The sequence below is a fragment of the Paenibacillus sp. FSL H8-0260 genome (assembly GCF_045040625.1).
In the GTDB taxonomy this organism is placed as follows: Bacteria; Bacillota; Bacilli; order Paenibacillales; family Paenibacillaceae; genus Paenibacillus_AQ; species Paenibacillus_AQ odorifer.
In genome coordinates, this window is record NZ_CP150298.1 from 2,412,147 (window position 1) to 2,432,463 (window position 20,317).

At 44.8% G+C, this 20,317-nt stretch carries 23 protein-coding genes; 18 read left to right on the forward strand and 5 right to left on the reverse strand.

Annotated features, from left to right (window positions below; genetic code table 11):
* Positions 1–89 precede the first annotated feature (89 nt).
* Positions 90–3,194: a PAS domain-containing hybrid sensor histidine kinase/response regulator gene (locus tag MHI51_RS10495; RefSeq protein ID WP_076219884.1), complete on the forward strand. Its 3,105-nt coding sequence runs from the start codon at positions 90–92 to the stop codon at positions 3,192–3,194.
* Between the two features lie 86 nt (positions 3,195–3,280).
* Positions 3,281–3,676, forward strand: a complete 396-nt coding sequence (locus MHI51_RS10500; protein WP_036679457.1) for a NusG domain II-containing protein — start codon at positions 3,281–3,283, stop codon at positions 3,674–3,676.
* On the opposite strand, the gene MHI51_RS10505 is transcribed toward MHI51_RS10500, so the two are convergent.
* From MHI51_RS10505 to MHI51_RS10515, 3 genes are read right to left on the reverse strand one after another with little or no spacing between them, the layout of a single operon-like run.
* On the reverse strand, positions 3,669–4,544 hold the full coding sequence (locus MHI51_RS10505; RefSeq protein WP_076219883.1) for a TIGR03943 family putative permease subunit: 876 nt from the start codon (positions 4,542–4,544) through the stop codon (positions 3,669–3,671). The two genes, MHI51_RS10500 and MHI51_RS10505, sit on opposite strands and share 8 nt — an antisense overlap.
* Positions 4,545–4,594: 50 nt before the next feature.
* Positions 4,595–5,584, reverse strand: a complete 990-nt coding sequence (locus MHI51_RS10510; protein WP_076276362.1) for a permease — start codon at positions 5,582–5,584, stop codon at positions 4,595–4,597.
* Positions 5,581–6,609: a GTP-binding protein gene (locus MHI51_RS10515; protein ID WP_076276361.1), complete on the reverse strand. Its 1,029-nt coding sequence runs from the start codon at positions 6,607–6,609 to the stop codon at positions 5,581–5,583. The genes MHI51_RS10510 and MHI51_RS10515 overlap by 4 nt, the downstream gene beginning before the upstream one ends.
* Positions 6,610–6,812: 203 nt before the next feature.
* Between MHI51_RS10515 and rpmG the strand changes: the two genes are divergently transcribed.
* From rpmG to MHI51_RS10565, 10 genes are all read left to right on the forward strand, one after another.
* Positions 6,813–6,962 carry a 50S ribosomal protein L33 gene (rpmG, locus tag MHI51_RS10520; RefSeq protein WP_076098468.1) on the forward strand — a complete coding sequence of 50 codons (150 nt, stop codon included), beginning with the start codon at positions 6,813–6,815 and terminating at the stop codon, positions 6,960–6,962.
* A 48-nt stretch (positions 6,963–7,010) separates the two neighbouring features.
* Positions 7,011–8,219 carry a GTP-binding protein gene (locus MHI51_RS10525; RefSeq protein WP_076276360.1) on the forward strand — a complete coding sequence of 403 codons (1,209 nt, stop codon included), beginning with the start codon at positions 7,011–7,013 and terminating at the stop codon, positions 8,217–8,219.
* Positions 8,220–8,436: 217 nt separating this feature from the next.
* A complete protein-coding gene (locus MHI51_RS10530) occupies positions 8,437–9,144 on the forward strand; it encodes a metal ABC transporter ATP-binding protein (RefSeq protein ID WP_405174051.1) in 708 nt (235 codons plus the stop codon).
* On the forward strand, positions 9,090–9,956 hold the full coding sequence (locus MHI51_RS10535; RefSeq protein ID WP_076125073.1) for a metal ABC transporter permease: 867 nt from the start codon (positions 9,090–9,092) through the stop codon (positions 9,954–9,956). The genes MHI51_RS10530 and MHI51_RS10535 overlap by 55 nt, the downstream gene beginning before the upstream one ends.
* The gene (locus tag MHI51_RS10540; protein WP_076219386.1) at positions 9,946–11,010 is read left to right on the forward strand and encodes a metal ABC transporter substrate-binding protein; all 1,065 of its coding nucleotides are present in this window, start codon (positions 9,946–9,948) and stop codon (positions 11,008–11,010) included. Before MHI51_RS10535 ends, MHI51_RS10540 begins: the two co-directional genes overlap by 11 nt.
* Positions 11,011–11,036: 26 nt before the next feature.
* Positions 11,037–11,306: a 30S ribosomal protein S14 gene (rpsN, locus tag MHI51_RS10545; RefSeq protein ID WP_038569786.1), complete on the forward strand. Its 270-nt coding sequence runs from the start codon at positions 11,037–11,039 to the stop codon at positions 11,304–11,306.
* A 149-nt stretch (positions 11,307–11,455) separates the two neighbouring features.
* Positions 11,456–11,890, forward strand: a complete 435-nt coding sequence (locus MHI51_RS10550) for a DUF6157 family protein (RefSeq protein WP_081383129.1) — start codon at positions 11,456–11,458, stop codon at positions 11,888–11,890.
* Complete coding sequence (locus tag MHI51_RS10555; protein WP_081387434.1) at positions 11,868–12,638, forward strand: GNAT family N-acetyltransferase; 771 nt, start codon at positions 11,868–11,870, stop codon at positions 12,636–12,638. Before MHI51_RS10550 ends, MHI51_RS10555 begins: the two co-directional genes overlap by 23 nt.
* A gap of 16 nt (positions 12,639–12,654) precedes the next feature.
* Entirely contained in the window at positions 12,655–13,020 is a 366-nt protein-coding gene (locus MHI51_RS10560; protein ID WP_076219387.1) for a hypothetical protein, read from the forward strand.
* A gap of 3 nt (positions 13,021–13,023) precedes the next feature.
* Positions 13,024–13,659 (forward strand): bifunctional 2-polyprenyl-6-hydroxyphenol methylase/3-demethylubiquinol 3-O-methyltransferase UbiG, encoded by a 636-nt coding sequence (locus tag MHI51_RS10565; RefSeq protein WP_076219388.1) that lies wholly within the window; start codon positions 13,024–13,026, stop codon positions 13,657–13,659.
* A 112-nt stretch (positions 13,660–13,771) separates the two neighbouring features.
* Here the strand turns inward: MHI51_RS10565 and MHI51_RS10570 are convergent, their stop codons facing one another.
* Both MHI51_RS10570 and MHI51_RS10575 read right to left on the reverse strand, forming a co-directional pair.
* Positions 13,772–14,575, reverse strand: coding sequence for an MBL fold metallo-hydrolase (locus MHI51_RS10570; RefSeq protein ID WP_076125083.1), 804 nt, complete (start codon positions 14,573–14,575; stop codon positions 13,772–13,774).
* A 151-nt stretch (positions 14,576–14,726) separates the two neighbouring features.
* Entirely contained in the window at positions 14,727–15,311 is a 585-nt protein-coding gene (locus tag MHI51_RS10575) for a helix-turn-helix transcriptional regulator (protein ID WP_036679391.1), read from the reverse strand.
* Positions 15,312–15,475: 164 nt separating this feature from the next.
* On the opposite strand from MHI51_RS10575, the gene MHI51_RS10580 reads away from it, so the two are divergent.
* The 6 genes from MHI51_RS10580 to MHI51_RS10605 all read left to right on the forward strand — a co-directional run bounded on the left by MHI51_RS10580 (position 15,476) and on the right by MHI51_RS10605 (position 20,292).
* Positions 15,476–15,763, forward strand: coding sequence for a Dabb family protein (locus MHI51_RS10580; protein WP_036689213.1), 288 nt, complete (start codon positions 15,476–15,478; stop codon positions 15,761–15,763).
* A gap of 207 nt (positions 15,764–15,970) precedes the next feature.
* Positions 15,971–16,411, forward strand: coding sequence for a DUF86 domain-containing protein (locus MHI51_RS10585; RefSeq protein WP_076125085.1), 441 nt, complete (start codon positions 15,971–15,973; stop codon positions 16,409–16,411).
* Between the two features lie 58 nt (positions 16,412–16,469).
* A complete protein-coding gene (locus MHI51_RS10590; protein WP_038569796.1) occupies positions 16,470–17,135 on the forward strand; it encodes a metalloregulator ArsR/SmtB family transcription factor in 666 nt (221 codons plus the stop codon).
* A 100-nt stretch (positions 17,136–17,235) separates the two neighbouring features.
* The gene (locus MHI51_RS10595) at positions 17,236–17,715 is read left to right on the forward strand and encodes a YtxH domain-containing protein (protein ID WP_076125087.1); all 480 of its coding nucleotides are present in this window, start codon (positions 17,236–17,238) and stop codon (positions 17,713–17,715) included.
* 255 nt (positions 17,716–17,970) lie between these two features.
* Positions 17,971–18,777: a glutamate racemase gene (racE, locus tag MHI51_RS10600; RefSeq protein WP_036689641.1), complete on the forward strand. Its 807-nt coding sequence runs from the start codon at positions 17,971–17,973 to the stop codon at positions 18,775–18,777.
* Between the two features lie 306 nt (positions 18,778–19,083).
* Positions 19,084–20,292, forward strand: coding sequence for a M14 family metallopeptidase (locus tag MHI51_RS10605; protein WP_076219389.1), 1,209 nt, complete (start codon positions 19,084–19,086; stop codon positions 20,290–20,292).
* Positions 20,293–20,317 lie beyond the last annotated feature (25 nt).

The window sequence follows — 20,317 nt, forward strand, 5'->3', positions numbered from 1 at the left end:
ATCAAGCTTATTTACCGAAAAAAAGGTATACTGAAATTATTACAAGTTTGTTAATATAGTCCCCCATTTTCAAAAGAGGAGGCTTACAGGTGTCTGATTTTCTTTTTAAACAGCTATACTTACGGTCTTCTATCGGGATTGCGGTAGTCTCTCCGAAGGACGGGACGTTATTACAATCGAATCCTGCGCTATGCCAAATGTTTGGTTATGCAGAAGAAGATCTTTTGAATATAAATTATCTGGATCTTGTGTATCCGGAAGATAAAACTAATAACGATCATTCCGTTATCCTGAACGATTTGCTAGCTGAGCCTGGGACTGCATTGGAGAAAGAACGGCGGTTCTTGCGTAAGGATGGCGAAATCATCTGGGTAACCCAACATATATTTTTAATCTATCGTGAGAACTCCAGTGAACCCTATGTCCTGATTTCTGAGTTAACGGATATCACTGACCGAAAACTTGCTGAACAAAAGATTCATGAAGATGAGCAGTTATATAATTTGATTACGAAAAATACACCGGATATGATTTCTTTTGGCGATCCTGACGGGACACTGCACTACGTATCTCCCTCAGTGGAGCTGCTGTTAGGTTATTCTGCACAAGAAATGATAGGTACTAAAAGACCCGAGTATTATCACGTAGATGATGCTCTAGAGATGATTGAACAAGGTAAGATATATTCCGATACGGACGTATTTACTCGTAGAGCCCGTCATAAAGATGGACATTATTTGTGGATCGAGAGTTCTTCCCAAGTGGTACGTGATGAGCAGGGGAACGTTAAACAGATACTAACCATTGGTCGCGATATTACTCAGCGCAAGAAATACGAGGATATGCTGGCTAAAGCGCAACACCTTGCGAAGATGGGGTCCTGGGAATGGGACATGACAAAATCACGGCTGACGGTTTCCAGAGAAATGCGTAATATTTTTGGCTTTTTGGAAGATGAGAGCAATCATTCTTATTTTGATTACAGACGTGTTTTTGCTTGCATTGATCCTGACGATTTCATCAGACTTGAACGGTTAGTACATCAATCCATGGAGAATGGGACTAATGGCGAAGTAACGGTCCGTATTCATAGTGCGGATGGAGAGCTGAAATATCTGGATGCGCACTGGGAAGTGATTACGGATGAAGAAGGAAGACTGCTGCAGATCAGCGGGATAGCCCAGGATGTCACCGAACGTCAACGAATGGAAGAACAACTGCGGGAAAGTGAGCAGAACTATCGTCTGATCTCAGAAAATTCTATGGACTTCATTTCACGTAATGCAGCGGACGGGAGCTTTACCTATCTGTATGCCTCACCCATCTGCCAGACTATGTTTGGCTATGCACCAGAAGAAATGTGCGGAACTAGAGGGATTGATTACATACATCCGGAGGACAGAATCAAATTAACTTCATATCTCAGCAATTGTATGGAGGGGAAGAAGCTTGAGCCTGTTATTCTCCGGTTTATTTGCAAAGACGGAACCTGTATTTGGACAGAAACGACACTGCGGTATATTTACTCTGAGACCTGCGGGAATCAAGAGCTTGTCTGTGTAACCCGCGATATTGGGGAACGTACGCGTCATTTTGAAGAAATACAGAAATTAAGTAACGAATATGCGCTGATCTTGAATTCGGTCTCTGAGGGCATATTTGGGATGAACCTTGAAGGCAACACGATGTTCATTAATCCAGCAGCCATTACTATGTTGGGTTTCGATCCTACTGAGTGGGGAAACAGCAAATTTCATGCGATTCACCAAACCTGGCTGGATAACGAGTCTTTTACAGGAATTCAGAAGACGCTGCTTCCTTCGCGCTCCAATAATCTCACTATTGAAGATAGGGAGGGTGTGTTTTGGAGGCAGGATGGTTCAAGCTTTTTAGTCAGATATCGAATGACCCCACTGTTTGATGGTGGTGAACGGATTGGGGCGGTTGTCGTCTTTCGTGATATCACGGAGGAGAAGGAGATTGTGCGGGCGAAGGAGTCTGCCGAGGAAGCGGACCGGGCAAAATCGGAGTTCCTAGCGATCATGAGCCATGAGCTGCGTACGCCTATGAACGGTATTATTGGGATGGCTGATCTTTTATCGGGGACGGAGCTGGATGAAGAGCAAAGCTACTACACACAGATCATTAACAAAAGCGGAGAGGCATTGCTTCATATTCTGAATGAAGTGCTGGATTTCAGCAAAATTGAAGCAGGCATGATGACGCTTGAGCTGCAAATGGTGGATTTACATGAAGTGATACAGAACGTTTGTGAACTGTTTTATCCGAAAGTTAAGGAAAAAGGGCTTTTACTTACTAGCGAGTTATCTCCTGAGCTTCCAGCCGTCATCATGACTGATGGGGCGAGATTGCGTCAAATTCTCGTAAATCTGGTTGGGAACGCAGTGAAATTTACGGAGACAGGTGAAATCAGTATCTCTGTTATGCTAGAAGCCTCAGAGGCATCCGGAAATCTTATCGTGAAATTTGTCGTAAAAGATACTGGGTTGGGGATTCCAGTTTCCAGCCAAGGTCTATTATTTCAATCCTTCTCGCAATTGCATCCGTCGATCAATCGTAAATATGGCGGTACAGGGCTTGGACTTGCCATTAGTAAAAAGCTGGCCGAGCTTCTTGGCGGATCTATCGGTGTAAATAGCTGTGAGGATGAAGGCTCGGAGTTTTATTTTACAGTGGAGGTCTCTCTACCCAAAGAGGAATGGGATCAGAAATTGACCGTCAACGCCTCAACAGATTTGGTCAGAAATGATAAATCCACTGTTAAAGAGTTAACTACCGGTGAATATGGACCGATGTCCATTCTTATTGCTGAAGATCATCCTGTGAATCAGCAGCTTATGCAGGCGTATCTGAAAAAGAGGGGATATGTTCCTGACATCGCCTTAAATGGTGAGGAAGCAGTTCGGGCTGTGCTTTCCAATCATTATGATCTGGTATTTATGGATATTCAGATGCCTATTATGGATGGAATAGAAGCAACGGGAATCATACGTGAGAAGCTTGGGCTGAATCCAATCATCATTGCGGCTACAGCCTTTGCCAGAGATGAAGATAAGATGATGTGTCTTAGTGCTGGAATGCAGGATTTCATTTCTAAACCCATCTCGATAAAAGAGCTCGACCGGGTATTAAGAGAGTGGTCTGCCCAAATTCGTTTAGGTGAGCATCATTGACAAATAGGGTTATGATTAATATATTGATATTAATCGTAATCATTACGTATATTATTTGTCATGAAAGGATTCTTATCTTGCTAACAATGAAGCGCGGGGATATTTTAATTATTGTGATAGCCTTGTTAGCTGCGGGCTTGATTTATGGCATGAAGTGGTGGGACAGCAGCAATGAGCAGTATCAGCAAGGGGATTTGAAAGCTATAATTACGGTGGACGGTAAAGAGTACAAAACCGTTTCTTTGACTAAAGAAGAACAAATTATAGATATTCAAACGAAATTCGGCCACAATACGCTAAAGGTGTTTGATTATGGAATCCAAATGACCTATTCTGATGCTCCCTTAAGAATTGCTTTGGAAATGGGGTTCATCTCAAGACCCAAACAGCAAATTATCTGTATTCCAGCTCGTATTATGGTAGAAGTATTTAATCCTAATAAGTCTGAGAATGATGAGGATGAGCTAGATGCGATTATTTAGTAATCTTAGTTGAGCCTTCTAGCTCCTTCCATGCGGTGATAGAGTCAGGACTGGTGTAGATGTAAGGTGTTACGGGTTGTTTGATAGGTGTAATAGACTCTGCACTAATTTGCATAATTTCTTGACCTTTATAGGGAACAACTTGAAGCTTGCCCCGAACCTCTATCCAGGTATCGGTAGGCAGGCTTTTTAGCTTGCCGGAATCCACTAATATCCCAAAAGGTGTAGCATCGGCAGTACAGCATTGGACCAGAAATCTACCTATGGCAAAAGAATTCTCTGAATGTTCACCTTGATCACGATATAAAAAGCCGGAAATAGTAATTTCTTTGCCTGCAAATTGTTGTTTGTACAGCTCAAGCGCACCTAAAGTTTCGGAGAAAATCGCCGAATAAACTGGGACCACAGGTTGTGCATAAAGGATCTTGGCCAGCTCAGTAAGCTCTTCATGGTAAGGATCAATGGACTCGAATCTCGCGGAATTTTTAGCTTCAGTGGGCAAGGAGGATAGGGAGATTCCTTTTTTAGCAGCAGCCATACTTCCCAATGCGCGATCAGGAAGAAGAAATCCGAGCAGCAGTGGAAAAAGGAATAATCCATATAGCGCTGTACTTTTGAAAAAAGAATGTGGGAGCCGATGCTCGCAGTCACAGAGAACACTACCTTTGCCAAATAAAGCCTGTATGGTCAGACTGAGCGCCATAAGTGTCAGCGGGATTGGGCATAATTGAACCCAGCGTGCCAGTTTAGGAGCTACATAATAATGCAAAGCGTCCTGCTGTACCAGATGCCCGATATAGAGGGAGAAAGCGAGCAGAATGACCGCCCTTAACAAATAGTGAAACCGGATGCTACGAGAGTCATTCATGCTCTATCCTCCTACCCATGTTGTAAGCAACAGCTTACCACCTCTATGAATTACAGCCACAAGGACATGAATACCGCCCCAACAAACACGCTTGCGAAGATCAGAAAGAACAAATAAAGAGCGAATTTGGTCTTAAACAGTGAGAGCAACATCAATGAATTTTTGAAATCCAGCATGGGTCCGAATACCATAAAAGCGAGCAGAGCCCCAGATGGAAAAGAATGTACGAAGGTGGAAGCTACAAAGGCATCTGAGGTGGAGCAGAGCGAGAGCACAAATGCCAGTCCCATCATGAAGAAATATGACCCCAGCGGTTTAGCTCCGATCGCGGCCAGACTGTCTTGAACCATAAATGTCTGAATACCAGCGGTTAACAAGCAGCCGATAATTAAATATTTCCCCATCTCAAAAAACTCATCTGAGGTATGGACGAAAACAGCGGCTATTTTTCCCCCGCGAGAATTATTGTGATGAGCTTCCCCCGTTTCACGCTGAACATTTAGGCGGATGGGAGATTTTTTGACCGTTGCGTAGATTATCAAGCCTATGAGACAGGCTACAACAAACGCCAGACCCATACGGGCATAGGCCAGCTCCGAGTGGCTGCGAAATGCTGTCATGGTCGCCCCATAGACGACAGGATTTAGGATCGGTCCGGACAAAATAAACACGATAGCCACGTAAACAGGCATACCTTTATGGATAAGCCGGCGGACGAGTGGGATCATTCCACATTCGCAGACCGGAAAAATAATTCCGAGCAGACATGCGAACAGAATAGCCGGAAGAGGTCGCCGCGGAATCCACCGGGAAATCATTTCATCCGGGATAAAGACGCGAAGCAGTGAAGATAACAATGCTCCTGCTAATACAAACGGCAAGGCTTCCAGCAATATGCCGATAAAAGCGGTTTTGAAGGTGTCGATGTACGCATTATCCAACAGTTCCAGATGATTCGGCAGCCATACAAAACCAATGATAATCAGAAAAGAGATCGGGAGGAGCAACGGCAGTATTTTTAATGGTGAAAAGGTAGTCAAAACTCGAATAAGGCGGACCACCGATCTGCCAGCTGTTCTTCATCTATATTCATCCCGATGAACACCACATATGGCATACCAGGATAACGAGAGGCTTCCCAGGTAGTACGCATCCCCGCATATTGAACAAGCTGAACCGGCTCCTGTTCGGACAAAAGAATATGCCCCTTGGCACGTAACAGGTTGTCACCCCATTCTTGAAAGAAGGCCTCTAAGCGTTCTTTAGAAGGCATTGTTGTCCTTACCTGCGGAATGGTTAACGTGATGGCTGTTACCTGCGAGAAAGAAGCATGCTGCTCCTCATGCAGCTCTTTTACAGCGGTTCCCCCATGCTCTGAATGCATTTGTTTCAGTGATGCTCCTTTGAAGGTTTGAGGCGCTCGCTGCGGAGCCGGAGCTATGATTTTACGTGGGATAATTCCTGACAATATCGGAGACAGGTTGATTTCACTGTAATGGGTGTACACAATTTCAGCCTCCGTATTTTGTTTACGAACTCCCTTTTCAATTCGCCATAAGGTTTCCGGTTCTACGAGATCACTTTTATTAACGACAATAAGATCAGCTGTGGAAAGCTGCTTACGCAGGGTCCGAACGAGCTGTTTGTCAGAGGAGAGTCTGCTGTTATATTCCAGAGCATTTTCCGCATCTAACAGAGTGATGGTATAGTGCAGCTCCACCAGATCCTGTAGAGGAGTTTCCTGCAACGTTTTGGCGATTTCTTCAGGATCGGCGACGCCGCTCAACTCCATATAAATGGCATCTGGACGTCCTCTCAGCAGCACCATCAGGCTATCTGCCAAATCCTCTTTACGGCTACAACATACGCATCCGTCCAGCAGTTTAGTTACAGCTGTACCGGTATGCTCCTGCAAAATATACCCGTCCACATCTCGTTTGCCCAGTTCATTCATTACTACTCCTGGATTCAGCCCTCTTACCTTGCTCTCTTTCAGCAGGGACAACAGCAGAGTTGTCTTCCCGCTCCCCAGAAACCCGCTCAAAATAATTACTGGTATCTTCATGATCTCCACTCCTGCCTGATTCTCTAGGAATTACAAGAATCATATTTTTTATAATTCCATCTATACGTAATTTGTCCACCAGAAAGACCACAAAATTAAGAGAGTTGAAATTTTTACAAGATCATAGTTGACAGATTGTGAATAAACCGTGTACGATGTGTTAATCGTAATTATTACGATTTAATCAAAAGGAGATGGAAACGATGAGAGTAATCATAACTCTGGCATGTACGGAGACAGGAGATCGCAACTATACCACTACCAAGAATAAACGAAATCATCCAGGGCGTATGGAAATGAAAAAATATTGTCCACGCCTTAAGAGAGTAACCTTACATCGCGAAACCCGTTAAGGGCGGATGTTTTTAATCTTGATTTTATAAACGATAGGAGTGATATAGTTGAAAAAGCTCCCTGTTACCGTGCTCAGTGGATATTTGGGCTCTGGGAAAACAACATTGTTGAATCATATTCTGCACAACCGTGACGGTCTTAAAGTAGCTGTTATTGTAAATGACATGAGTGAAGTGAATGTGGATGCGAATCTGGTGAAGTCCGGAAATACGCTTTCCAGGACTGAAGAGAAATTGGTTGAGATGTCCAATGGTTGCATCTGTTGTACACTTCGTGATGATTTGATTGTCGAAGTACAAAAACTGGCTGCGGAAGGGCGATTTGATTACATCCTGATTGAATCCTCAGGCATTAGCGAACCTGTGCCAGTAGCACAGACCTTTACCTATGCCAATCCCGAGTTGGATATTGATCTGACTTCGCTTGCTCAATTAGACACGATGGTGACTGTTGTGGATGCTGGGCGTTTCTGGCATGACTTCTCCTCAGGTGATAGTCTGATGGACCGCAACCAAACGGCTGGAGAAGGGGATTTCCGCGATATTGTGGATCTGCTTATTGATCAGATCGAAACTTGTGATGTCTTGCTGCTTAATAAGTGCGATCTGTTGAAAGAAGATGAACTCAATAAGCTTGAAGCTGTGCTGCGTAAGCTTCAGCCGTCTGCTAAGCTGATCCGTACAATTAACGGTGTAGTAGATCCAAAGGAAATTCTAAATACCGGATTGTTTGATTTTGAGAAAACAAGCTTATCCTCTGGTTGGATCGCGGAGCTGAATAAAGAGACCCATACCCCTGAGACGGAGGAATACGGGATTTCTTCTTTCGTCTATCGCCGGAGAACACCGTTCCACCCGCAAAGATTAAGTTTTTTCTTTAGCAACTGGCCGGAAGAGGTCGTTCGGGCAAAAGGGGTGGCATGGGTAGCGGCAAAAGGTGATCTTGCAGCTACTGTAAGTCAGGCAGGACCTTCCATTCAGTTCGGACCTGCTGGTTACTGGTTGGCTACAATGCCTAAGGATCAGCAGCTGGAGGTGCTGGAAAGCGAACCTGAGCTGCGGGCAAAATGGGACGAGCAGTGGGGCGATAGAATAAATGAAATCGTATTTATCGGTGTAAATATAGATCAGGCACAACTCGAAGCCAGATTGGACAGATGTCTGCTGACAGCGGAGGAGCTGAAGCAGGATTGGACAAAGTTCAACAATCCACTTCCGTGGCCTATTGAAGAACTCCTTGCGGCTGCTGAGGAATAGATACTTAGTAAATTAACGTTGGAAATCCGGAATCCAGAAGGTGGGATTCCGGATTTTTGTTGTATTCGAAAAAGGACTAATAGTTATTATTACGATTAATTTTCAGTTTTGGGTTTACAAATCGTAATGATTACGATATTATCAAATTTGTTAAATCGTAAAACTTACGATTTAATCTGGTTGGACATAATATCAGTCAGAAGGGAGGCGAGGCATGATGATCCTATCATCCATGCGGAATGTAGTGTTCGGGTATGGGGATGAACCTGTTCTTGATGATATCTCATTAGATATTCATACCGGACAGTTTATTGGTATAACGGGACCCAATGGTGCTGCTAAAACCACCCTGCTGAAGCTAATGCTCGGCCTGCTTCGTCCATGGAGTGGAACGGTTCAGTTGAATAAAGAGTTATCAGATAACGGGAAGATGATTATCGGCTACGTTCCACAGCAGGTAGCTTCTTTTAACGCAGGGTTCCCAAGTAAGGTGATCGAACTGGTTCGCTCGGGTTGTTATCCAAGGCTTGGATTATTTAGACGCTTTACACCTGAGCAGGACGAGATCATCGAGCGAAGTTTAAAGCAGGTGGAGATGTGGCATTTGCGAGACCGGAAGATAGGAGAACTGTCAGGCGGCCAGAAGCAGCGGATTTGCATCGCTCGAGCATTGGCACAACAGCCGCAGATATTGGTTCTTGACGAACCAACTACGGGAATGGATCTGGACAGTCGTATTGGGTTCTATAAGCTGATGCGCCATGATGTCAGTGAACACGGCCGGACCGTAATCATGGTGACGCATGGCCTGGAAGAGACCAGCTCCTATCTGGATACGTTGATCAGCCTGGAACGAAAGGAGAATGAGGGTTGGCAATGTTTAGTTACGAATTCATGCAACGTGCATTTTGGGCCGGTGGATTAATTGGCATTATCGGTCCGCTACTCGGGGTATATCTCATGCTTCGCCGTCAGGTCCTAATGGCGGATACCCTCTCTCATGTTTCGCTTGCAGGAGTAGCACTAGGCTCAATACTACAGCTTAATCCGGCACTAAGTGGCTTCATGGTAGCGATTCTCGGTGGTATTGTCATCGAACAGCTTCGACGGTCTTATCGTACATATAGCGAGCTTCCGGTAGCGATTATTATGACCTCTGGATTAGCATTGGCAGTTGTACTTATGAGCTTAAAGCAGAATTTAAGTAAAAGCTTCAGTTCCTATCTGTTTGGTTCCATCGTTGCGGTCAGCGATACTCAACTAAAGATTATCGCTGTGGTTGCTGTAATCGGTCTGATCTATTTTATTGTGTTACGCAGATCCTTATATAATCTGACCTTTGATGAAGAGACCGCTAGTATCAGTGGAGTTCATGTGGGCTGGTTATCATTTTCGTTTGCTGTACTAACTGGAATGACAGTCGCTGCTGCGATGCCAGTTGTTGGAGTGCTGTTAGTCTCAGCGCTTATTGTTTTGCCAGCTTCGATTGCTTTGCGTATAGCGTCTGGTTTTACGACAGCTATATTGATCTCAATCGGCGTAGGATTACTCGGCGTTTTTAGTGGCCTAAGTGCCTCGTATTACATCAATACACCGCCTGGTGGGACGATTGCTCTTATACTGCTATCGTTCTTATTAATCGCAATTTTGGTACAGAAGCTGATCCGACTAAGAAATCGTCGGCGAATTCATAAAACTATTTCCAGTAAAGGAGTTACACCTCTCAATGAAATTTAGAATCCATCATTTAGCCATTTTGTCCCTGTCCGCGTTACTTATTGCCGCCGGTTGCGGTAATAATGCTGTTAATTCTTCTACTACTACGAATGCTTCTGGAGCCGCAGAAGCTACAGCCCTTCCGGAGTCATCTAAATTAAATATTAAAGTCAGTTTCTATCCTATTTACGAGTTTACCAAAAATGTGGCAGGAGATCTGGCGGACGTGGAAGCACTCATACCAGCAGGAATCGAACCCCATGATTGGGAACCGACAGCAAAAGATATGGCAGAAATCTCAGATGCGGATATGCTGATCTATAATGGCGCAGGAATGGAAGGTTGGGTAGATCAGGTGCTGGAAAGTGTATCTGGCACTCCGTTAATTACTGTAGAAGCGAGCAAGGGTCTGGACATCATGGAAGGCACGGAAGAGGAAGAGGAAGAGGCTGACCACCACCATGAAGAAGGGGAGCATGTTCATGAAGAAGGAGAACATGCTCATGAAGAAGGGGAGCATGCTCATGAAGAGCATTCGCATGATCACGGTGGATTAGATCCGCATGTGTGGCTCAATCCTACATTAGCCATTCAAGAAGTGCGTAACATTGAAGCAGCTTTAGCTGCTGCCGCACCTGAACATGCCGAGGATTTTAAGACAAATGCAGATGCTTATGTAGCTAAGCTGGAGCAACTGGATCAAGAATTTAAGGACGGTCTTAAGGATACTAAACGCAAGGATTTTATTACTCAGCATGCGGCTTTTGGATACCTTGCCAAGCAGTATGGATTAACTCAGGTCCCGATTGCCGGACTATCTCCGGAGCAGGAGCCTTCTGCCGCAAATATGAGTAAGATTGTGGAGTTTGCGAAAGAGCATAAAGTGAAGACGATTTTCTTCGAGACACTTGTATCCTCCAGTGTGGCAGACACAATAGCAAAAGAGATTGGTGCCAAAGCAGCCGTTCTAAACCCAATTGAAGGATTAACAGAGGAAGATCGCAGTCAAAACCTGGATTATTTAGGAATCATGCGTCAGAACCTGGAAGCCTTGAAGAGTGCATTGAACGAGTAGATTTAAAGGATGGAAGGAGAACGAACATGGCCAAGAAATCTAAAGTTGTGAAAGAATTGAAGAGACAAGCACTAGTCGCCAAATACGCTGTTAAAAGAAAAGAACTAAAGGAACAGGGGGACTATATGGCTTTGCAAAAGCTGCCACGTGATTCCTCCGCAACTCGTCAAAAAAATAGATGCCAAGTGTCGGGCAGACCTCGAGGCTATTTGCGGAAATTTAATGTTTCCCGAATTGTATTCCGCGAATTGGCGCATAAAGGTCAGATTCCGGGCATTACCAAGTCGAGTTGGTAAATGAGAACGGCTAATTCTCCGTAGTTTAGAGGATTGGCCGTTTTTGCTGTTCATCCATCATGGGCTTTAGAAAATTCGGCTATGCTTAGAATAGGAAAATGATTTATCATAGAAGGAATATATTTCTATTTAAGATGGAGGTGATGCAAATGAGCTATACCGATACTTTTATTCGTGTAGCAGAGGACTGTCCTGAGGAAATAGGAGTTCCTCCGATGTCTTGCCGAACGCTCCCGCCTGCACATGTGATTCAATATGAACTGTTAATCAATGAGCCCTACAAATACAATCATGAAGAACTTCTGTACGAGGTTCATGTGCGCCATAAACAAATTCCACAGGAAGAACGTTTGGCCCGTAAGGAAGAAATATGGAACGAACTATTTTCCAAAAATCATCCTTGTCTAAGGGCTTCACTGTTGCCGAAGCGTTTTGGTTGGGGTGTTCATTATAACGGTGAGGGGAAAATAGCTCTCTATGGCAAAGAGTCTCCCGAATATGACTATTTCACCTCCCAAGGGGAGGGAGCTGTGAAATTACTGCCTGCGATGCGTAACAAACGTGCTTCAAAAGGAGCGGATTAAGCTGTATAAATTCATAGAAGAAATCACACTTAATACTTGGCCGGCGGAGCAAAGTGTTCTCCTGCAGGGCTGGATTCTACGTTCGGCAGCTGGTTATACAAAAAGGGCCAATTCGGTCAATCCATTATACGGTGCTGACAGCTCTCAGGTTGAACTCACAGAACAAATCAAGCTTGCGGAACGGTATTATGAGCATGCTGGACTACAGTCCGTGTTCAAAATAACTCCCTACATCCAGCCGCCAAAGCTTGATGAGATTCTTGCAGAGCGTGGCTATACAATTGCCGAGCCTTCATCTGTAAGGCTTCTTGATCTGGGGGACTTAGCGAGCCCTGATCTGCGTTATACGGTACAGATACAGGAAAGCTTGACTGAAGAGTGGCTGCACACCTTCAGTGAGCTTACCGGCTTGTCTGAAAAGAACCGGGAAACCTTAACTAGAATGTTGTCTGCATCACATTTGCAGCAGGGTTATGTCCTGTTGTTTAATCATGGTGTTCCTGTCACCTGCGGTCTTGGTGTGATTCAGAACGGGTACTTGGGTCTGTATGATATTGTCACTTCCCCTGCTCATCGTAGAAAGGGAATGGCGGAACAACTGCTGCTAGCGTTGCTTAATTGGGGTAGAGCAAAGGGAGCAACGACTTCCTTTCTGCAAGTTGTGCAAGCGAATACGGGGGCTTCAGCCTTGTATGACAAGCTGGGTTTTAAGGAGATCTATCAGTATTGGTATAGAGTGAAAAACTAGCTGAGGAGGGGATGCGGTGAGAAAATTAGGATTGAATCTCCTGATCATTATTGTGTACTGTTTTCCATTTGTCTATTTCGCGATGGATAAAGATTTCAATAATGGTTCAATGGTTGGTTATTTAATGATGATCGTCATAACATCACTAATAGCTTTTTTGGGAAAATGGTCTAATAATATAATGGCTATAGTCATTGGGAATATCGCTTCTGCATTTGTCTCTTATTATTTTATTAGCAACTTGTCAGGGGAAGGCGGTTGGGACGGGACGTTTTTCAAACCACTTGGACCTACAGGATCGTTTATATTTTTTAGTATGCTAAACCTGATCCCTCAGTTCCTTGCGATGAAATTAGCGAATAAATTTAAAAAGAAGGTCTAATCTATGTCCGAATACTGGAGTCTAAGATTTGCTCAGGAAGGAATGATCTGGGGGAGTGAACCTAGTCCTACAGCTCAGGCAGCAAGGGATATATTCCGGCAACATAACGTGAAATCAGTTTTAGTCCCGGGTGCGGGATACGGAAGAAATACGAAGGTGTTCTCAGATGAGTTTAAGACCTTAGGCATTGAGTTGAGCGAGGACGCGTTAAAGATGGCGGCAGAATGGGATCCCAAGAGCCATTTTATCTCAGGTTCCGTATTAGATCCTATTTCTGAAGTACAGGTTGATGCTGTCTACTGCTATGACGTATTGCATTTATTTCTCGAAGAGGATCGCCGCAGGCTCGTAGCTAATTGTCTGGAACAGCTGCGGCCGGATGGCTTGCTCTATTTTACCAGTTTTTCCGATGAGGATGCGAACAACGGCTGTGGAACACTTTTGGAACCGGGAACCTACGAATACAAAGAGGGAAAATACGCCCATTTTTTTAGTGAAGAAGATTTAAGACAACATTTTGCAGGTACGAAAATAATTACGACCGGCTCATGTGTGGAGACTTTATGTGGGCCGCTTGGAAAAAAACATCAATACATACTGAGATATATCGTCGCACGTAAATCTGCACTAAGCAAGTAATTTAGGGAGGAACTCCCTATAATTTCGTTGAATATCCGTAGAATCGGCTATATCAAATGAATTATAGGGATTTTTTCCCTAGACCTCTGTGCGCTGATCAGGAGTACCTTTTTTACACAAATTTACCTTGACCCGGTAGCGCCATTTCTTTGAAATTTTTGCACAAATGAGCAAGCTGAGTAGACAGCTCCTCACCTTCCATGGGTACTCCATGTCCCGAAAGAACAAGATGTGGATTCAGCAAGGCAAGGGTACGGACCGATTTCTCAGCAGCTTCCCAGTCTGTCGTGAAATAAGAGGGTGGGCCATGCACCACCTGATGCTGCGTAGCCACTGCAAATACGGATTCCTGTTTGACCGTAAGGAATGTATCACCTGCGATCAGAACTCTATCCTCAGGCCTGAACAGGGAGATATGTCCGGGACTATGTCCAGGGGTATGGATCCATTCCCAGCCCTTCGCACCAGGGACAGTCCTGTCTTCCGGCAAGGGATGAACGGCTGAACCAAGGTCAATGCCATGATGTGAAAACAATGGCGATATCATGCTCATAAGCCCGCCGCCTACGGCTGGATCGGCTGGAGGGTAGTCTTCTTTACCTGTCAGAAAAGGTAGTTCTAGCGGATGAGCATATACAGGCACATTCCATTCCTCAACAAGCCTTTTTACACCCCCAATATGGTCGAAATGCCCATGCGTCAGGATAATTGCCACCGGAGGTTTATCATAATGCTCCGTAGCAAAATCAATAATATTGCCTGTATATGAGCTAAGACCAGTATCTACAAGAACCCAATCCGAAGAGGGCTGGCCAATTAATGCGACATTTACAAACATAGTGCGAAGTCCAATGACACCAGGGGCCACTTTCCAAGTATCGGTATAGCCCTTTGACAGAATTCCGTTAAGTTTCATCTTGCGCCTCCTGACCCGTTCTTTAGTACTACACAATATATTTACACACAGTAGTATGACCTCTTTTTAAGAAAAAAAGGTATGGCAAATAACCCTTCTCATGATTTCTTGAAGAAGGGCTGTGTTAGACGTGTTTTGTGAGAGGATTGTATTAGAGCGTTCCGCAGTCTGCAAATAGAATATGGCGTGGAATCCGAAAGAAAGCTTCGGCTTTTTCCTGCAGAGCAGGGGTCGGCAGATGGCTGTTGTGGAGCCATTTTCGAAATGTTCCAGGATGGACGCCTATCCAGATACTTACATCCGTTACTGAGAAATCGTAAACCATACAAAGTCCGGTCAGGATAACATTGCTGCGCGGTGAACTGGTAATACTTCTTTTCATAAAACGTGAAGGTGTAGGCTGACATACAATGGGGCTTTGACGAATCAATGCTTCATTGAACAGAATGTGGGGTGGGTACCCCAATAGGCGGCAGGTCTTGTCAATGTTATTGTTGGAAGGGATACGACCTTCGTATACCCAAGCGCTTACACTGCGTGAGGATATACCAAGCTCTTCTGCGAGTCGTGACAGCTTGATATCCTTAGCCATCAATACAGCAAGCAGCACACGGTTTCTAATCTGGCTGCGCTTTGGACGGCGAAATCTTTTGACTCGAACGCCTTGTCCAAGGTATTTGCGATTGATCAGAGACCACGCCTGGATATTATGAGTTTCTTGTTGGTTATTAGGCATAATTCCTCCGATTTTTTAAAAATATACTACAACACTTTCTGGTATATCGGCAATGGTTAATGCTGCTATTTCTGACAACACCGTTTAAGTTTCTTTCAGAACAGCTACGCTTATGATATATTTTTAATATCTAATTACAATATTACATTAGGGAGCGATATAGAATGATCAAACATATTGTGTTTTTCAAATTAAAAGATCGGTCCGAAGAAAGCGTAGCGGCAACGGTAGCAGTACTGCGTAATATGGAAGGCAAGATCCCGCAGCTCCTCTCCATCGAGGTGGGTGCTGACATCATTCATTCCGATCGTTCCTTTGATATTGCTCTAGTCACAGAAGTGGCTTCTCTAGAGGATTTACAGGCGTATCAGGTTCATCCGGCGCATAAAGAAGTTATTGCTCACATTAATGAAGTCAAAGAGCTCTCGATTGCTGTAGATTACGAAATTTAAGCTGCTGCTTGAATATAGTATCATCATTTTATACCGGAAGCGGTGACAGGAATGCGTGAGCTTGAGTATCCAATGGAAGCGTTAACTTATTTAGTCGTTTTTCTCGGAGCATGTTTCGTAATGTTCTTCTGGCTGAAACGCCGTGGCAAACGCGGTAAGTAGAGATTAGGACGGTTCTCTAACAATTATAGACATGGGGGTATTGCTGTGTATTATGTCAACCGCAATCAAATCGAAACCATTCTTGCTCAAATCCCTGATATTACCGCTGGTCTTCGGACTGTAGCAGCTTCCTGGGATGGTACAACATTAACCGGACTAATACAGGAACGCTGCCTCCATCTGGCAATAGAGGTTGTAACAGACGTTGGTAGCTGTCTCATTGACGGGTTTATTATGCGTGATGCTGGAAGTTATGAGGATATAATTTCTATTATTCATGAAGAGAAAGTGCTAGGTCAAAGTGTGATTTATGAGAGATTGATAGAATTAGTTGCTCTGCGTAAGCCACTCGTTCAGGATTATTATGCTTGGGAGAGAGGAGATCTGCATCCACTTACCCCCATTCTTTCGGAAGTACTTGAGCAGTTTGCCGTTGAGGTACGGAAATATTTGGACCAGGAGCTTGGAGCCAGTGTACCGCTATAATAGCATAGGATAGAATCACATAGAATAGGCGATAGCCGTGAAAGAGAGGGGTTCCTTTATGATGAAGATGGGGCAGGAAAACGGATCGACAAGACAAATGATTATGACGCTCCTGAAGACGAAAGGAACACTGACCATCGGCGCGCTGGCAGAAGAATTGGGAATTACAGAGATGGGTGTCCGTCGTCATGTGCTTCAGCTGGAGCAAGAAGGGCTTGCAAAGACAAAAGTGGTCCGGCAAGCGATGGGGCGGCCTTTACATATGTACTCATTAACGGAGAGAGCCGAAGAATATTTCCCAAAAAGTTATCACAACTTGGCTTTGGAGCTTTTGCGTGAATTGGATTACGGCAGTGGACTGGATGCTGTTAATACATTATTTGAAGGACGCCGCCGCCGAATGCTCGCTCAGTATGCTCCGATGATGGAACGGCGGAATTTGGAAGAACGCGTCGCCGAGTTATCTTCCATCCAAAATGCCGGTGGATATATGGCAGAATGGAACCGCGAAGAGGATGGCTCATATGTCATAAGGGAGTACAATTGCCCGATTCGCCAAGTGGCTACCCAGTATCGTAAGGCATGCCAATGTGAGCATAGTCTTTTCGAAGAACTGCTGGATGCTAAGGTCACACGTAATGAATGTATGGCAGAGGGCGGCCATTGCTGCCGCTACGCTATCGTACCCAAAAATGTTACAGACAAAACTTCTGAAAAGTTATAATAATTAGTCACAAGACAATCCCCTGCTGCTTATGATATAGCAGATATAGGCATTAGCCCGGTAGAGCGGGGAGCAATGAATTTAAAGGAGAGATGAAACGATGAAAAAGGACACCAAAGGCTTATTATGGGGCGCTTTAGTCGGCAGTGTGGTTGGATCGGTAACAGCATTGCTGTTCGCACCTAAACCAGGTAAAGAGCTGCGCAAGGATATTGCTGAAGGAACTGCCGCTGGTATTGAGAAGGTTCAAGAAATTGCCGTTCAAGCCGGAGACAAGAGCATTGAGATTTATGACAAAGCAAAAGATTCGATTGGGCATGTAGTGCATGAAGTTCGGGAATGGAGCAAATCATGTGCGAATGCTGTTGATGAAGAAGAAAAAATCACAGTAACTGTAAGCGGTATTGCTACAGAAGATGCTGTAGAAGCAGTTGACGCTGTAGAAGCTGTTGAAGAGGCTGCTGCTACTTTGGAAATGGAAACTGAGTGGGTTGAGGCCACTATAAGTGAAGATGTAAGCGAAGAAGTTAGCCTTGAAGAAGTCGTTCAAGATGACAAGGTTGATAAAGAAATTCTATAATGGGACCGTGGTTTAAATCCTCTGTTTCAGTGGTAAAAGAGTACTCATTCTCTTATAATAGAGCCGCTTTTTCGCATTGGGCGGAGGGTGGCTTTTTTAATTAGTTTGCACCCGCTTGTTAAATGATGGAAGAAGACTAGTCTTGAACTAAGAGGGCAAAAGGAGTAATATCTGCAATTGGGGCTGAAAGCCAGGTACATTTTGTTTTCACCTTACATAAGCTACACAAAACAAGTAGAAGGAAGCGGTGTGTTCGTGCAGCAAGCTATAGCAATATTAGACTCAGGTGTGGGAGGGTTAACAGTTGTCAAAGAAGTGATGAGGCAACTCCCGCGGGAGAAGATCATTTATTTCGGAGATACTGCCCGAGCTCCGTACGGACCCCGTTCGACCGAGGAAGTACAACTGTTTACTGAACAAATTGTAGATTATTTGATCCAGTTTAATCCTAAAATGATCGTTATCGCTTGTAATACCGCAACAGCTGCGGCACTCGATTATATCTCAGCGAAGGTCTCCATCCCTGTAATTGGGGTGATTCATCCCGGAGCCCGCGCAGCAATTAGCGCAACCAAAAGCGGACATGTCGGCGTGATCGGTACGGTAGGAACCATCAACAGCGGAGCTTATACTAACGCATTAAAGCAGTTGTCCCCTTTTGTTGAGGTTGTAAGTCAAGCCTGTCCAGCGCTTGTCCCACTTGTCGAGCAAGGCAAGTTCCGCTCAGAGAAAAGTTACGATATCGTAGAAGAGGCACTCGAAGGCATTAAAGACACTAACATCGATACTTTAATTTTAGGATGCACTCATTATCCATTTCTTGTAGAACCCATTGGTGAGACTATGGGATCAGGAGTCAAGCTGATCAGTTCTGCAGATGAGACCGCTCGTGAGATCAGCACAATTTTATATGACAAAGGCAAGCTGTCCATCGGCGATGAAAGTCCAATTCATCAGTTCTTCTGCAGCGGTGATGCTGAGATGTTTCAAAGCATCGCGCGAGACTGGCTTGGAGAACAAATTAGACGTACTCCAGTAGTGTGGCAAGTATCCACGTTATAAGCAGGAGCAATGTTGAATTGAATAGGGACAAACTCCATGGGAGTGTAAAAAGAAAAACAGACTGGGAAAGCACATTTCCCAGTCTGTTTTTTTGAAATATAAGCATTTATACGCTGCGGATCTGTAATATCCTTATTTTCATGAGAAATGGTTGCCATCTATAAAGGGCGATGACGTTGTTTTTTCTTGTGATTCAATTCTCCTTCATGCCGGGTAGTGGCGCTTGCATACAATAGAGTTAAGTGCTGTATGCCGCTGTTTTTGTATTGCTGTATCAGCAATTTAAGGCCGAGAGGATGAGACCTAATGCGACAATATATTGCAAACAGGGGAGATACCGTAAGCCGAATTGCCGCTCTACATGGATTAACTCCTGAGCATGTTATTCAAGGTAATCCATGGGTTGGGAGGCAGTCTTATTTATACCCAGGCCAGGTTTTATTTCTGCCATCTTCGCCGCGTAAAAGGTATGCTGTGCAGGAAGGGGACACTCCAGAACGGATAACCTCATTATTTAATGTGAATTTAGAGGATTTGGAAAAGCTTAATCCTGGTGTGACCTCAGGGCGCTGCTGTACACCTGGAAAAATACTTGTCATTCCACCCCCGATTCCAGACCGCGTGGTATTTCTGCGCGGGGAGTACGGTCCGGCTGATGTTGAGAGTGACATTGACAGCTTGCTTGTCCAATACCCCTTTATACAAGCAGCCACAATAGGCACGAGCGTACTCGGCAAGCCACTCCATGTACTCAAGATCGGGAACGGCACTCGTCATCTGCATGTTAACGCCGCTTTGCATGCCAATGAATGGCTGACTTCGCCATGCTTGATGTCCTTCATAGAGGAGTATGCAGCAGCTTATGCTGAAGGCTTGGAATGGAATGGACATAACCCTGAGGTTTGGTTCCAAAACTGGACATTATGGGTCGTGCCTATGGCTAATCCAGATGGTGTGGAGCTGGTTCAGGAAGGGGTTTTGCCTGACCATCCGTTTTATGATGACCTCATGAGATGGAATGGTGGACGAAGCAGCTTCCGGCATTGGAAAGCTAACATCCGCGGTGTGGATCTTGGGGATCAATTTCCCGCTCATTGGGAAGAGGAGCGGGAACGTCGGGGAGTAAGGCAGCCCTCACCGCGGGATTACAGCGGCCCTGAGCCGTTGAGTGAGCCTGAAGCAGCTGCTCTGGCAGCCCTGGCTGAGGAAGCGCCTGGCGAAGCTGCAGTGTCTCTGCATAGCCAAGGAGGAGAGATTTATTGGAACTACCGGGGGTATGAGCCTCCCGAGAGCCGTGAATTAGCCGCACAGCTGGCAGTTGCGAGCAGCTACCGGGCAGTGGAGCTGACGGGAAGTGATGCCGGATATAAGGATTGGTTTATTCAGACCTTCCGCAAACCTGGATTTACTGTGGAGCTTGGGATTGGCAAAAATCCGCTGCCACTAGCAGATTTTGAAGATATGGCCCTGGAAACAGGACTTATATTAGCAACGCTCCTTTCCAATGTGAAATAATTATGAAACATTTGCAGTAAACTTG